The sequence below is a fragment of the Pseudomonas sp. MWU13-2862 genome (assembly GCF_023242495.1).
Lineage (GTDB): Bacteria > Pseudomonadota > Gammaproteobacteria > Pseudomonadales > Pseudomonadaceae > Aquipseudomonas > Aquipseudomonas gingeri_D.
This window is the reverse complement of record NZ_JALMEZ010000003.1, coordinates 112820-127120: the sequence shown is the minus strand read 5'-3', so window position 1 is coordinate 127120 and position 14301 is coordinate 112820. Positions and strand designations below refer to the sequence as shown.

Annotated in this window: 14 protein-coding genes; 11 read left to right on the top strand and 3 right to left on the bottom strand. The window is 63.9% G+C overall.

The features are described 5' to 3' along the window. Positions 1-172: 172 nt before the first annotated feature. Positions 173-1567: an argininosuccinate lyase gene (gene argH / locus M5C56_RS06420; protein ID WP_103499013.1), complete on the bottom strand. Its 1395-nt coding sequence runs from the start codon at positions 1565-1567 to the stop codon at positions 173-175. 185 nt (positions 1568-1752) lie between these two features. Between argH and M5C56_RS06415 the strand changes: the two genes are divergently transcribed. The 8 genes from M5C56_RS06415 to rsd all read left to right on the top strand — a co-directional run bounded on the left by M5C56_RS06415 (position 1753) and on the right by rsd (position 9177). After that, positions 1753-2835: a sensor histidine kinase gene (locus tag M5C56_RS06415; protein ID WP_103499012.1), complete on the top strand. Its 1083-nt coding sequence runs from the start codon at positions 1753-1755 to the stop codon at positions 2833-2835. After that, complete coding sequence (locus M5C56_RS06410) at positions 2832-3578, top strand: LytTR family DNA-binding domain-containing protein (RefSeq protein ID WP_103499011.1); 747 nt, start codon at positions 2832-2834, stop codon at positions 3576-3578. Before M5C56_RS06415 ends, M5C56_RS06410 begins: the two co-directional genes overlap by 4 nt. 139 nt (positions 3579-3717) lie before the next feature. Then, positions 3718-4659 (top strand): hydroxymethylbilane synthase, encoded by a 942-nt coding sequence (gene hemC, locus M5C56_RS06405; protein ID WP_103499010.1) that lies wholly within the window; start codon positions 3718-3720, stop codon positions 4657-4659. Then, a complete protein-coding gene (locus M5C56_RS06400) occupies positions 4656-5423 on the top strand; it encodes a uroporphyrinogen-III synthase (RefSeq protein ID WP_247263071.1) in 768 nt (255 codons plus the stop codon). Before hemC ends, M5C56_RS06400 begins: the two co-directional genes overlap by 4 nt. An 18-nt stretch (positions 5424-5441) precedes the next feature. Further along, entirely contained in the window at positions 5442-6569 is a 1128-nt protein-coding gene (locus M5C56_RS06395; protein WP_247263070.1) for a uroporphyrinogen-III C-methyltransferase, read from the top strand. Next, on the top strand, positions 6566-7789 hold the full coding sequence (locus tag M5C56_RS06390; protein ID WP_103499009.1) for a heme biosynthesis HemY N-terminal domain-containing protein: 1224 nt from the start codon (positions 6566-6568) through the stop codon (positions 7787-7789). Before M5C56_RS06395 ends, M5C56_RS06390 begins: the two co-directional genes overlap by 4 nt. Positions 7790-8014: 225 nt before the next feature. After that, positions 8015-8524, top strand: coding sequence for a disulfide bond formation protein B (locus tag M5C56_RS06385; RefSeq protein WP_103499008.1), 510 nt, complete (start codon positions 8015-8017; stop codon positions 8522-8524). A gap of 194 nt (positions 8525-8718) precedes the next feature. Then, a complete protein-coding gene (gene rsd / locus M5C56_RS06380; RefSeq protein ID WP_103499007.1) occupies positions 8719-9177 on the top strand; it encodes a sigma D regulator in 459 nt (152 codons plus the stop codon). 63 nt (positions 9178-9240) lie between these two features. Here the strand turns inward: rsd and M5C56_RS06375 are convergent, their stop codons facing one another. Then, positions 9241-9906 carry an FKBP-type peptidyl-prolyl cis-trans isomerase gene (locus M5C56_RS06375; RefSeq protein WP_103499006.1) on the bottom strand — a complete coding sequence of 222 codons (666 nt, stop codon included), beginning with the start codon at positions 9904-9906 and terminating at the stop codon, positions 9241-9243. Between the two features lie 173 nt (positions 9907-10079). On the opposite strand from M5C56_RS06375, the gene M5C56_RS06370 reads away from it, so the two are divergent. Beyond that, a complete protein-coding gene (locus tag M5C56_RS06370) occupies positions 10080-11135 on the top strand; it encodes an AlgP family protein (RefSeq protein ID WP_247263069.1) in 1056 nt (351 codons plus the stop codon). Here M5C56_RS06370 and M5C56_RS06365 read toward each other — a convergent pair. Continuing rightward, a complete protein-coding gene (locus M5C56_RS06365; RefSeq protein WP_103496063.1) occupies positions 11132-11596 on the bottom strand; it encodes a TIGR02444 family protein in 465 nt (154 codons plus the stop codon). The two genes, M5C56_RS06370 and M5C56_RS06365, sit on opposite strands and share 4 nt — an antisense overlap. A gap of 50 nt (positions 11597-11646) precedes the next feature. On the opposite strand from M5C56_RS06365, the gene M5C56_RS06360 reads away from it, so the two are divergent. Together M5C56_RS06360 and M5C56_RS06355 are read left to right on the top strand one after the other, a co-directional pair. Continuing rightward, positions 11647-13557: an ATP-binding cassette domain-containing protein gene (locus M5C56_RS06360; protein WP_103496064.1), complete on the top strand. Its 1911-nt coding sequence runs from the start codon at positions 11647-11649 to the stop codon at positions 13555-13557. 80 nt (positions 13558-13637) lie between these two features. Continuing rightward, positions 13638-14270: a LysE family transporter gene (locus M5C56_RS06355; RefSeq protein WP_103496065.1), complete on the top strand. Its 633-nt coding sequence runs from the start codon at positions 13638-13640 to the stop codon at positions 14268-14270. Positions 14271-14301 lie beyond the last annotated feature (31 nt).

Genomic DNA, 14301 nt, shown 5'->3' with positions numbered 1-14301 from the left:
CATCAGGACGCCATCGCCGGCAAGCCGGGCTCCTGCAAGGAGCGGGGCTCGACGGTATCTCGCGGTGAAACACGGTTCTGTGGGAGCCGGCTTGCTGGCGATTCAAGCGACGCGGTCTATCAGACACACCGCGTCATTGTTCATCGCCAGCAAGCCGGCTACAACACAGGGATCAGCGGCTGGCGAGCAGCGCCTGACCGCGGGCAACGGCCAACTTCACCTGCGCCGGTGCAGTCCCGCCGATATGGTTGCGGGCATTGACCGAACCTTCCAGGGTCAATACCGCAAACACGTCGTCATCGATCTGGTCGCTGAACGTGCGCAGTTCTTCCAGGCTCATTTCCGCCAGGTCCTTGCCGGTTTCCACGCCGTACTTCACCGCATGGCCGACGATCTCGTGGCAATCACGGAACGGCAGTCCACGACGCACCAGGTAATCCGCCAGGTCGGTCGCGGTGGAGAAACCCCGCAGCGCCGCTTCGCGCATCACCGCGTGCTTGGGTTTGATCGCCGGGATCATGTCGGCAAACGCCCGCAACGAATCGCGCAGGGTGTCGGCGGCGTCGAACAGCGGTTCCTTGTCTTCCTGGTTGTCCTTGTTGTAGGCCAGCGGCTGGCCCTTCATCAAGGTCAGCAGGCCCATCAGCGCGCCGAACACCCGGCCGGTCTTGCCGCGCACCAGCTCCGGCACGTCGGGGTTTTTCTTCTGGGGCATGATCGAGCTGCCGGTGCAGAAGCGGTCCGGCAGGTCGATGAACTGGAACTGCGCGCTGGTCCACAGCACCAGCTCTTCGGAGAAGCGCGACAGGTGCATCATCGCGATGCTGGCCGCCGAGCAGAACTCGATGGCGAAGTCACGATCCGAGACGTTGTCCAGGGAGTTGCCGCCGACCGCGTCGAAACCCAGCAACTGGGCGGTGTATTCACGGTCGATCGGGTAGGTGGTGCCGGCCAGCGCCGCGCTGCCCAGGGGCATGCGGTTGGTGCGCTTGCGGCAGTCGACCAGGCGTTCGTAGTCGCGGCTGAGCATTTCGAACCAGGCCAGCATATGGTGCCCGAAGGTCACCGGCTGGGCGGTCTGCAAGTGTGTGAAGCCGGGCATGATGCTGCCGGCTTCGCGCTCGGCCTGTTCCAGCAGGCCTTTTTGCAGGCGGGTGATTTCAGCCAGGATCAGGTCGATCTCGTCCCGCAGCCACAGGCGGATATCGGTGGCCACCTGGTCGTTGCGGCTACGACCGGTGTGCAGCTTCTTGCCGGTGATACCGATACGGTCGGTCAGGCGCGCTTCGATATTCATGTGCACGTCTTCCAGGTCCACGCGCCAGTCGAACTGGCCGGCCTCGATTTCACCCTGGATGGTTTTCAGGCCGTCGGCGATGCTGTCGCGTTCGGCATCGGTCAGCACGCCGACCTTGGCCAGCATCGTGGCGTGGGCGATGGAGCCCATGATGTCGTGGCGATAGAGGCGCTGGTCGAACGTGACGGAGGCGGTGAAGCGTGCGACGAAGGCGTCGACGGGTTCACTGAAGCGGCCGCCCCAGGACTGGTTGGTCTTGTCGGTGCTCATGGATTCGCTCGTGATCTGCTGAAAGTGGGTTGCCGGAAAAGTTGTCACCGATCATAACAGGGTTGCGCCGAGGCCCGTCAGCCGGCCGGCGTGCACAGGGTGGATTTGCGGTCGTGGTGGATTAAATTTCGACCGAATCTGTCGAACGGCTTGTCGGCACGGGCGCGGGCGCAGAGACTGGGCCCATGCCTATTTCACGATCGACCGAAGGGCGTGACGCGCCCGCGACCCAGGAATTCTTCCTTCCGGAACTCTGCCTGCCCGAGGCGCTGCTGGTGCTGGTGGTGTTGGCCGAGCTGCTGGTCATGGTGCTGGTGCTGGCCGAGCCGATGCCCGTCGGTTTCGACTGGGTGCGCCTGGCGCTGACTTCCTTGTATGTGCAGTGGATCGTGCTGTTGTCGGCGGCGTTGTTGTGCAGTGCCCGGGCCTGGTTGGCGCGCTTGCGCCCGGGGCTGGCCGGGGTGCTGTGCTGTGCCCTGGTGGTCGGGTTGAGCCTGGCTTGTACCGGCCTGACCGAGTACTTTTCCCTGGCCGGCCCGCCCTCGGGTGAAGGTACGCTTGGGCACTATCTGCGCCATGGTTTGATCAGCCTCATCATGTCGGCCCTGATGTTGCGCTACTTTTACCTGCAGAGTCAGTGGCGTCGCCAGCAGCAGGCGGAGTTGCAGGCTCGCATCGAAGCCTTGCAGTCGAGGATCCGCCCGCACTTCCTGTTCAACAGCCTGAACAGCATCGCCAGCCTGGTGGTGAGCGATCCGCGACAGGCCGAGCAGGCCGTGCTGGATCTGTCCGACCTGTTCCGCGCCAGCCTGGCCAGGCCCGGCAACCTGGTGACCTGGCGTGACGAGCTGGAATTAGCGCAACGATATTTGTCGATTGAGCAATATCGTCTTGGCAACCGTCTACAGTTGGACTGGAGGGTGGGCACAATTCCAGAGGATTTGCCGATCCCGCAATTAACCTTGCAACCACTGTTGGAAAACGCTCTGATCTACGGCATCGCACCGCGCATCGAAGGCGGCGTGGTCAGGGTCGAAGCCGACTATAAAGAGGGAGAGTTCATATTGTGTATCAGCAATCCCTACGACGATGCCGCACCGCGGCAGGTGTCGGGCGGTACTCAATTGGCACTGGCAAATATCGGTGCCCGACTTACGGCACTTTTCGGGCCTCGCGCTAGTCTTAGCGTGGATCGCCGTGACGGTCGTCACTTCACCTGTCTACGCTATCCTTGTGCGAGACTCACGCAGGAATCCAGTGCAATATGAATGTCCTGATCGTTGATGACGAACCCCTGGCCCGCGAGCGCCTGAGCCGTTTGGTCGGCGAACTCGAGGGTTACAGTGTCCTGGAGCCCAGCGCCACCAATGGCGAAGAGGCATTGTCCCTGATCGAGAGCCTGAGGCCCGATGTGGTCCTGCTCGATATCCGCATGCCCGGCCTCGACGGCCTGCAAGTGGCGGCACGGTTGTGCGAGCGTGAGGCACCACCGGCCGTGGTGTTCTGCACCGCCCATGACGAGTTTGCCCTGGAAGCGTTCCGGGTCAGCGCCGTGGGTTACCTGGTCAAGCCGGTTCGCGCCGAGCACCTGCTCGAAGCGCTGAAGAAGGCCGAGCGTCCCAACCGCGTGCAACTGGCGGCCCTGACACGGCCCGCCGCTGAATCCGGTGCCGGTCCGCGCAGTCATATCAGCGCCCGTACCCGCAAGGGCATCGAGCTGATTCCCCTGGACCAGGTGATCTACTTCATTGCCGACCACAAGTACGTGACCCTGCGCCACGAGGGTGGCGAAGTGCTGCTGGATGAGCCGTTGAAGGCCCTGGAAGATGAGTTCGGCGATCGTTTTGTGCGTATTCACCGCAACGCGCTGGTGGCTCGCGAACGCATCGAGCGCCTGCAACGTACGCCGTTGGGGCACTTCCAGCTGTTCCTCAAGGGCCTGGGCGGTGACGCGCTGATCGTCAGTCGACGCCATGTCGCTGGCGTGCGCAAGATGATGCAACAGCTTTAATCCGTGCCTTGCGCGTGGCGCAAGGTACCGTCTACCCGGTATTTCCAGGCCAGGGAGGCCGCTTATTGGCTGATACAAGTCAAAGCGGGCCGGGCCGAGCTGTTATTATCTGCCGTATCTATTCAGTACGGATCGATCCATGTCTTCTCGCGAAATCCGCATCGCTACCCGTAAAAGTGCGCTGGCCCTGTGGCAGGCCGAATACGTCAAGGCCCGCCTGGAGCAGGCTCATCCCGGTTTGTCGGTGGTCCTGGTCCCCATGGTCAGTCGCGGCGACAAGCTGCTGGACTCACCGCTGTCGAAAATCGGCGGCAAGGGCTTGTTCGTCAAGGAGCTGGAAACCGCGCTGCTCGAGCACGAGGCCGATATCGCCGTGCATTCGATGAAAGACGTGCCGATGGATTTCCCCGAAGGCCTCGGCCTGTTCTGCATCTGCGAGCGCGAAGACCCGCGCGATGCCTTCGTTTCCAATACCTTCGCCAGTCTTGAGGATCTGCCGGCCGGCAGCGTGGTCGGCACTTCGAGCCTGCGCCGCCAGGCACAATTGCTGACCCGTCGGCCTGACCTGCAGATCCGCTTCCTGCGTGGCAACGTCAACACCCGCCTGGCCAAGCTGGACGCCGGCGAGTACGACGCGATCATCCTCGCCGCCGCCGGCCTGATCCGCCTCGGTTTTGAAGATCGCATCACCTCGGCCATCAGTGTCGAAGACAGCTTGCCGGCCGGTGGCCAGGGCGCGGTGGGTATCGAATGCCGCAGCGCCGACACGGAAATCCATGCCCTGCTGGCACCCCTGCACCATGCCGACACCGCCGTGCGGGTCACCGCCGAGCGCGCCTTGAATAAACATCTGAACGGCGGTTGCCAGGTGCCGATTGCCTGTTACGCCGTGCTCGAAGGTGAGCAGATCTGGCTGCGTGGGCTGGTCGGCGATCCCAAGGGCGGCCTGCTGCTCAGCGCCGATGCCCGGGCGCCGCAAGCTGACGCCCAGGCCCTCGGCGTGCAGGTCGCACAAGCGCTGCTGGCCCAGGGTGCGGATGCGATTCTCCAGGCCGTCTATGGCGAGGCTGGCGAAGAGTGAGTGGTTGGCGCCTGTTGTTGACCCGGCCGGCGTCAGAGTCGGCGGAGCTGGCGAGCGCCCTGGCCGCGGCCGGGATGTTCAGCAGCAGCCTGCCGCTGCTGGAGATCGAACCCGTGCCCCTCGACGGTGCCGGGCGGACGATGATCTACGACCTGGCCCACTACAGTGCGGTGATCGTGGTCAGCAAGCCGGCGGCGCGCCTGGCGGTTGAGTTGGTGGACCAGTACTGGCCGCAGCCGCCGTTCCTGCCATGGTTCACGGTGGGTGCCGCGACTGCGGGGATCCTCGCCGATTACGGCCTCGAGGTTGATTATCCCGCCGAGGGCGACGACAGTGAGGCCTTGTTGGCGTTGCCGGCGTTGCAGCAGGCGCTGGCGTGCCCCGAGCCGCGGGTATTGATCCTGCGCGGAGAGGGCGGACGCGAGCTGCTGGCCGAGCGTTTGCGCGGCCAGGGTGCTAGTGTCGACTACCTTGAGTTGTACCGTCGGCTGTTGCCCGAGTATGCCGAGGGCTTCCTGGCCCAGCGCGTCGCGGCGGAACGCCTGAACGCCCTGGTGGTCAGCAGTGGGCAGGGTTTTGAACACCTGCTCCAGTTGGCGGCGACGGCCTGGCCGGAACTGGCGCGCCTGCCGTTGTTTGTTCCAAGCCCGCGGGTGGCCGAAATGGCCCGCGCCGCAGGGGCCCAACATGTGGTGGATTGTCGTGGTGCCAGTGCCACGGCTTTGCTAGCGGCGTTGCGGGAGCATCCCGTACCCGCTCTCTAGAATGCAAAGGATGGACACGTGAGCGAAACAGCCTTGCCGAAAGAAGAAGCCCAGCCGGTGGTCGATACCCCGGTTCAACCGCCGGTGGCGCCCGTGGCGCGTCGTGGCAATGGCCTGGCGCTCCTCGCCCTGTTGCTCGGCGCCGCCGGCGCGGCGGCGGGTGGCTGGGGTGTCTGGCAGGTGCGCAACCTGCAAGCCAACCATCAGCAGCAGAGCGGACAACTGCAAGACCTGGGCAGCCAGGCGCAGTCCCTCAAGCTGACCGAACAGCAACTGGCCGCGCGCCTGGATCAGTTGCCGGGTGCCGGTGAACTGGAGGAGCGTCGTCGCCTGGTGACGCAGTTGCAGGGCGATCAGCAGCGTCTGAACCAGAAGCTGGAAAGCGTGCTGGGTGCCAGCCGCAAGGACTGGCGCCTGGCCGAGGCCGAGCATCTGCTGCGCCTGGCCAGCCTGCGCTTGTCGGCGTTGCAGGACATCACCAGTGCCCTGGCCCTGGTGCAGGGCGCCGACGATATCCTGCGTGAACAGAACGATCCGGGCTCCTTTGCCGCCCGCGAGCAGGTGGCCAAGAGCCTAGCCGCGCTGCGCAGCACCGAGCAGCCGGACCGCACCGGCCTGTTCCTGCAACTGGGCGCCTTGCGCGACCAACTGCCCCAGCTCAACGAGCTAGCGCCGGAGTACAAGGATCGCGGCGACTCCCTGCTCGGCCTGACCGCCGACGGCGATGGCGCCAGCCGTTGGGCCCTGTGGTGGGATGAGATCTCGCGTTATATCCGCATCGACTTCAATGCCAACAAGAACATCCGGCCGTTGCTCGCCGGGCAGAGCCTGGCGCAGGTCCGTCTGGCCCTCGGCCTGGCCCTGGAACAGGCCCAGTGGGCCGCCTTGAACGGTCAGGCCGGGGTCTACACCCAGGCCTTGACCGAGGCCCGAGACGTGCTGACCGGTAGCTTCAACCCGGACAATCCACAGAGCAAGGTCATGCTCGAGCGCCTGGCCGAGCTGAGCAAACAGCCGGTGACCGTGGTCACGCCTGATCTGGCCGGAACCCTGGCGGCGGTGCAGGCCTATCTCGAGCGGCGACATGTCGAGATCGAGACCCCGGTCAGCCCGAGCGTGACCCCGGTCGAGGGGACCAGCCCATGAAGCGCTTCCTCCTGATCCTGGTACTGGTCGTCGCCATTGCGGCGGGCCTCGGCTATGCGATCTCGCGGCACGCGGGTTACGTCCTGATCGCCTATGACAGCTTCCGTTACGAATCGAGCCTGTGGGCCTTCCTGGCCGTGCTGCTGCTGGCATGGCTGGTGCTGTGGCTGGTGAAATTCCTGGTGGGGTTGGTGACCACCTCGGGCTCCGTGGCCAATCCCTGGTCCCGGCGCAATCGCAGCCGGCGCACCCAGGTGGCCATCGAGCAAGGCCAGATGGACCTGGCCGAGGGCCGCTGGGCCAGTGCCCAACGCCATTTGCAACGGGCCGCCGAGGCCGAACGCCAGCCGCTGCTGTACTACCTCGGCGCGGCCCGGGCGGCCAACGAACAAGGCAAGTACGAGGAGTGCGACAGCCTGCTGGAGCGCGCCCTCGACCGCCAGCCCCAGGCCGAGTTGGCGATTGCCCTCAGTCACGCGCAGTTGCAAGTGGACCGTGGCGACAGCGAGGGGGCTTTGAATACCCTGCAGGCCATGCACGAGCGTCATCCCCATAGCATCCAGGTCCTGCGTCAGTTGCAGCGCCTGTATCAGCAACGTGGCGACTGGTCGGCGTTGATCCGTCTGTTGCCGGAGTTGCGCAAGGACAAGGTGCTGGCCAAGGCTGAACTGGCCGAGTTGGAACGCCGTGCCTGGGGTGAGAACCTCAGCCTGGCGGCCCAGCGCGAGGACGGCGAAGCGGGCCTGCAGGCGCTGGAGCGGGCCTGGCAGCAATTGAGCTCGGCCCAGCGCCAGGAGCCGCCATTGGTGCTGGCTTATGCCGAGCAACTACGCCAGCTCGGCGCCGACGCCCAGGCTGAAGAAGCCCTGCGCGAGGCGCTCAAACGCCAGTACGACAGCCATCTGGCGCGTCTGTACGGCTTGTTGCGCGGACGTGACCCGGCCCGACAGTTGCAGACTGCCGAAGGCTGGTTGAAAGACCATCCCGAGGATGCCAGCCTGTTGCTGACGCTGGGACGCCTGAGCCTGCAAAACAGTCTGTGGGGCAAGGCCCGCGACTACCTGGAAAGCAGTCTGCGGGTGCAGCGCCACCCTGAAGCCTGCGCGGAGCTGGCGCGACTGCTGGCCCAACTCGGTGATACCGAGCGCAGCAACCAGTTGTTCCAGGAGGGCCTGGGTCTGTTGGACAAGCGTCTGCTGGCCTCGCCACTACCGGTGTGAGGTGGCCTGGAAGACGGGATGCGGCTTCAGGCATCCCGTCTTTGCGTGTCAGGATGCTTCCCTTGCCGTGACGAAGTCTGATTCCTACTTCTGAATTAATGGTTTCATAGGATGTCCGTCGGTAATTCCTTACAGGCTTAAGGAATTGTCTGCTCTGGCTCGCCTTGAAAGGGCCAAGGGCTTTCCTCTACCGTAACTGCCTGTCTCTCCTGTTACGGATAAGCCATGTTCTTGGCCCGCTCACGTTCTCTGTTCTCCCTGGCCTTGTTGACAGGTGCCCTGGTCATGGGGGCGTCGCTGTACCTGGAGCGTGTGACCGGGCTGGAGCCTTGCTCGCTGTGCATCGTCCAGCGCTTTTTCCTCGCCGGGTTCTGCCTGGTCAGCCTGGTGGCGGTGTTGCACGGCCCGGGTCGTATCGGCCGCTGGGTCTATGGCGGCCTCGACCTGCTGCTGGCCCTCGCCGGTGCCGCCACGGCGGCGCGGCAGGTCCTGTTGCAGCGGGTGCCGGCCGAGCAGTTGATGATCTGCCAGCCTGACCTGCATTGCCTGATCCAGCAGGTACCCACCCTCCAGGCGTTCAAGTTGATGTTCCGGGCCACGGCCGAATGCGCGGAGATCCAGTGGACCCTCTTCGACCTGAGCATTCCCGAGTGGAGCCTGCTGGCTTTCGTGGGTATGAGCCTGCTGATGATCTATCAGCTGGTGGGGCCGGATTCGGTGTCGGGCGGGGCGTAAAAGTAACCGGCAGTCGTGCCTCGGATTAAACACTTGTATGAACTTTCTCTCCTGCGTACCTTGAAGCAGGTGTCGAGCGGGCATAATCTGGCCCGCATCGCGTTATCGCAATCAGCTTGTTCTGTTTGGCCAAGTCAGGAGCCTCGATGTGTCCGAGGCGTCGGTCGGCATGACCCAGAAGGGAAGAGATCACCATGCTCGAAAGTTGTCGGAATGCTCAGGAACGCTGGGGTGGAGTGCATCTGCTGATCGATCGCTGGCTCAAGGAGCGTCACGAGCTCGTGGGGGCCTACGATGCCCTCGGTGCCGAGCCGGGTGCACTGGCGCAGAACCCCAAGCCCTTGCAGGAGTTCTGCGGTTTGCTGGTTGACTATGTGTCGGCCGGCCACTTCGAGATCTACGAGCAGTTGACCGGCGAGGCCAAGGCCTTTGGCGACAAGCGTGGCCTGGAGCTGGCGGAGACGATCTACCCGCGTATCGATGTGATTACCGAGAAGCTGCTGGCCTTCAACGATCTGTGCGATGAAGGCGAGTGTGTGGCGCATAAATTCCAGGAACTGGGCGGCTTGCTGCACGAGCGCTTCGAGCTGGAGGATTGCCTGATCGAAGTGTTGCATACCGCGCACAAGGAAAAGGCTGAAGCCCAGGCCTGATCCCAATGGCTACACATGAAAACGGTGCGCTCAGGCGCACCGTTTTTCGTTCTGGTGCCAGCGTCAGCTGGCCACGCCGAGCAGCTCGATTTCGAACACCAGCGGTGTGTACGGCGCGATCAGATCGCCGGCACCTTCGGCGCCATACGCTTGTGCCGAGGGCAGTACCAGACGCCATTTCGCACCGACAGGCATCTGGGGCAGGGCGCTGCGCCAGCCATTGATCACACTGTCCAGGCGGAACCATTGCGGCTGTCGGTTCTGATCGAACACCGTGCCGTTGGGCAGGCGTCCGACATAGCGCACCTGGACCTTGCCGTTGGCCGCGACTTTTTCTCCGCTGCCAGGCGTCAGTTCCGTCATCAGGATGCCGTCGGCCAATTCGTGGACGCCGGGCTTGGCCTTTTCTTCAGCGAGGAATTTTCGCTCGGCTTCCAGCGCGATTTCGCTCTGGGGTTTGGCCGCTTCCTGGGCGACCTGGGCATCATGCGCGGCGAGAATCTGCTGGATGCGTTCGTCCTTCAAGGCCAGCGGCTTGCCCTGGTAGGCCTGCTTCAAACCGTCGAGCAGGGCCTTGATCTGCAGGTCCGGAGCATCCTGGCGCAGACGCTCGCCGAGGCTGGCGCCGAGGCTGTAGGCCAGGTCGTGGGCGTCATCGTTCGCGACCTCTGGCGCGGCGTGCGCAAGCGACCAGAACACACACAGTGACAGCAGAAAATAACGCGGCATAAGCACTCTCCGACCTCAGGTTCGGAGGATTATGCCAGTGCTCTGGATGAGTTGTTGAAGAAGCATTTTTCAAGGCATGCAACGCGGGCCCTTCGATACTGTCAACATGCCCTAGCGGCGGTAGTCCCAGAGGGCTAGTATGAGCCGCATTCACATCAGTCAGGAGGTACACCATGTCGGCCACCAAGAAGCCCGTAAATACTCCGTTGCATCTGCTCCAACAGTTGTCGGGCAGCCTGCTCGAACATCTGGAAACTGCTTGCACCCAGGCTTTGGCTGATGCTGAAAAACTGCTCGCCAAACTGGAAAAGCAACGCGGTAAAGCCCAGGAAAAACTGCACAAGGCGCGGACCAAATTGCAGGACTCGGCCACTGCCGGAAAAGCCAAGGCACAAGCCAAGGCCAAGAGCGCGGTCGGCGAGCTCGAAGAGTTGCTGGACAAGCTGAAAGCCAGCCAGTCGGACACCCGTGGCTACATCCTGCAACTCAAGCGCGATGCCCAGGAAAGCCTGAAACTGGCCCAGGGTGTTGGCCGTGTGAAAGAGGCTGTCACCAAGGCACTGTCGACTCGTGCTGCTAAACCTGCCGCGGCTAAACCTGCTGCCGCCAAACCGGTTGTCGCCAAGCCTGCTGCAAAAGTGGCTGCTGCCAAGCCTGCTGCAAAAGCTGCTGCCGCTAAGCCAGTTGCTGCCAAGCCCGCTGCAAAAGTGGCTGCCGCTAAACCAGCCGCTGCCAAGCCTGCTGCAAAAGCTGTAGCTGCCAAACCTGCCGCCGCCAAGCCAGCTGCAAAAGCTGCTGCCGCTAAACCTGCCGCCGCCAAGCCTGCTGCAAAAGTGGCTGCTGCCAAACCAGCCGCTGCCAAGCCCGCTGCAAAAGCTGTAGCTGCCAAACCGGCTGCCGCCAAGCCTGCTGCAAAAGCTGCTGCCGCTAAACCGGCCGCTGCCAAGCCTGCTGCAAAAGCTGTTGCCGCTAAACCAGCTGCTGCCAAGCCTGCTGCAAAAGCTGTTGCCGCTAAACCAGCTGCTGCCAAGCCCGCTGCAAAAGCCGTGGCTGCCAAGCCTGCCGCTGCCAAACCGGCCGCAAAGCCTGCTGTCACCGCCGCCAAGCCAGCCGTAGCAGCCAAGCCGGCGGCACCTGCATCGGTCGCGCCCGCCAGCGTCGCCGCAGCCGCACCGGCTGCTCCAGCGCCAGCCGCGCCTGCTGCCGTAACCCCGACCAGCGCTTCCTAAGCCTGGTTCACCGCGACGCGCAGCTGCTGCAGCGCGTCGCTATTCAGGCCTGTGGCCTGGGCGGTCACCGCCTCCAGCCACGTGTCCAGATCTTCCGCGCCGACCTCGGGCCAATCCCGAGCCAACGCTTCCAGTCGCTGCAACAGCTGCTGCTCGGCGGCCAGTTCCAACGCCTTGACCTGATCCCTCAGCACTTTCAACTCGACGTCCTCCAAGGCCGCCGTGCGCCATTGCGTGCGCAACTGCCGCAGTGGCTGCACCACCTGGTCGTGCCAGGGCTCGGCGAGAGCCTGCAATTGCCCCGCGCGTTCGGCCTCGCAGCGCACTCCGCGTTGGCCCAGCCAGGCCGCGCAGAGCAGCAGGCAGACATTCGCCCCCTGGGCCTGGAGCGCCAGGCAGGTTTGTTCCACGCCGGGCTTGGCGTAAGTGTTCAGGGAAAACGTCCACAGGTCAGCATGCATGGTGAGATCCGCGCCAGTTGCGAGGGAAGCTGGTAGACTCCGCCGCCATTATGATTCGACTTCAGAACCTGACTTTACAGCGTGGCCCGCAACGTCTGCTAGAAGACGCCGAGCTGACCCTGCACGCCGGCCATAAAGCCGGCCTGATCGGTGCCAACGGCGCCGGCAAATCCAGCCTGTTCGCCCTGCTGCGGGGCGAGCTGTACCCGGACTCGGGTGATTGCTTCCTGCCGGCCGATTGGCGTATCGCCCATATGCGCCAGGAGGTCGACACCCTCGAACGCCTGGCGGTCGACTACGTGCTCGATGGTGACGTGCGCCTGCGCCAGGTGCAACGCGACCTGGCGGCGGCCGAGGCGGCCCATGACGGCGCCGCCCAGGCCCGTCTGCACTCGGAGCTCGACAGCGCCGACGGTTACACCGCCGATGCCCGCGCGCGCAAGCTGCTGGCCGGCCTGGGCTTCACCAACGACCAGATGGACCATCAGGTCTCGGCATTCTCCGGTGGCTGGCGGATGCGCCTGAACCTGGCGCAGGCGCTGATGTGCCCGTCGGACCTGTTGCTGCTCGACGAACCGACCAACCACCTGGACCTCGACGCGATCATCTGGCTGGAAGACTGGCTCAAGAGTTACCCCGGTACCTTGCTGCTGATCTCCCACGACCGTGACTTCCTCGATGAAGTGGTCGATCACGTGGCCCATGTCGACCAGCGCAAGATCACCCTCTACCGGGGTGGCTACACCGCGTTCGAGCGTGCCCGTGCCGAGCGTCTGGCCCAGCAGCAACAGGCCTACGAGAAGCAGCAGGCGCAGCGTGCGCACATGGAAAGCTACATCGCCCGCTTCAAGGCCCAGGCCACCAAGGCCCGCCAGGCCCAGAGCCGGATCAAGGCCCTGGAGCGGATGGAAGAGCTGTCCGCTGCCCACGTCGATTCGCCGTTCGACTTTGTCTTCCGCGAATCGCATAAGATTTCCAGCCCGCTGCTCGACCTGTCCGACGCACGCCTGGGTTATGGCGACAAGACCGTCCTGGAGAAGGTCAAGCTGCAACTGACCCCGGGTGCCCGGATCGGCCTGCTCGGCCCCAACGGCGCGGGCAAGTCGACGCTGATCAAGAACCTCGCCGGCGAGCTGTCGCCGTTGGCGGGGCGCATGACCCGTGGTGAAAACACCGTGGTCGGCTACTTTGCCCAGCACCAGCTCGACTCGCTGGACTCCAAGGCCAGCCCGTTGCTGCATCTGCAACGCCTGGCGCCGACCGAGCGCGAGCAGACCCTGCGCGACTTCCTCGGCGGTTTCGACTTCCGTGGCGCGCGCATCGACGAGCCGGTGCTGAACTTCTCCGGTGGCGAAAAGGCCCGCCTGGCGTTGGCCTTGATCGCCTGGGAGCGGCCGAACCTGTTGCTGCTCGACGAACCGACCAACCACCTCGACCTGGAAATGCGCCTGGCGCTGACCATGGCCTTGCAGGAGTTCAGCGGTGCGGTGCTGGTGGTTTCCCACGACCGTCACCTGCTCAAGAGCACCACGGATAATTTCTACCTGGTGGCGGACGGCAAGGTCGAAGAGTTCGACGGCGACCTGGAAGACTACGCCCGCTGGCTGGTGGAGTATCGCCAGCGCAATGCGCCGGTGAGCAATACGCCAGTCAATGCCGACAAGACCGACAAGAAAGCCCAGCGCCAGCAGGCCGCCGCGTTGCGTCAGCAACTGGCGCCGCACAAGCGTGAAGCCGACAAGCTCGAAGCCGAGTTGGGCAAGCTGCACGAGAAGCTGGCGAAGATCGAAGCGAGCCTGGGTGACAGCGCGGTCTACGAGGCGGCGCGCAAGGATGAGCTTCGTGATCTGCTGGCCGAACAGGCCAAGTTGAAAGTGCGCGAGTCCCAGCTGGAAGAAGCCTGGATGGAAGCCCTGGAGCTGCTGGAAAGCATGCAGGCAGAGCTGGAAGCGTTGTCCTGAGCGACAAAAAACGATAGTCAATTTCACGCCCACGGATTAGCTTAGAGGTTTGTAACAACTCTTGAGATCCGAGGTGCGTGATGCTGCTTGAGACATGGCTGGCCTTTTTTGCCGCGTGCTGGGTAATCAGCCTATCCCCGGGTGCCGGTGCCATCGCCTCGATGTCCAGCGGCCTGCAATACGGTTTCCTGCGTGGCTACTGGAATGCCCTCGGCCTGCAACTGGGCCTGGCGGCGCAGATCGCGGTGATTGCCGCGGGCGTCGGGGCGATCCTGGCAGCCTCTTCCTCGGCTTTCTACGCCATCAAATGGTTCGGCGTGGTCTACCTGGTGTACCTGGCGGTCAAGCAGTGGCGCGCGTTGCCCAGCAATATGGCCGAAGAGTCGACGATTCGCCCGGTGGGCAAGCCGCTGACCTTGATGTTCCGCGGTTTCCTGGTGAACGTCAGCAACCCCAAGGCCCTGGTGTTCATGCTGGCGGTGCTGCCGCAGTTCATCGATCCCCACGCACCGCTGGTGCATCAGTACCTGATCCTCGGCGTCACCATGATCGCCGTCGACATGGTCGTCATGGCCGGCTACACGGGCCTGGCGGCCAAGGTCCTGCGCCTGTTGCGCACGCCCAAGCAGCAGCGCCGGATGAACCGTACCTTTGCTGGCTTGTTCGTGGGGGCGGCGGGTTTTCTGGCGACCTTGCACAAGGCGACCGCCTGAAGTTCATCGTTGTCTGATCGGACGCTATCGC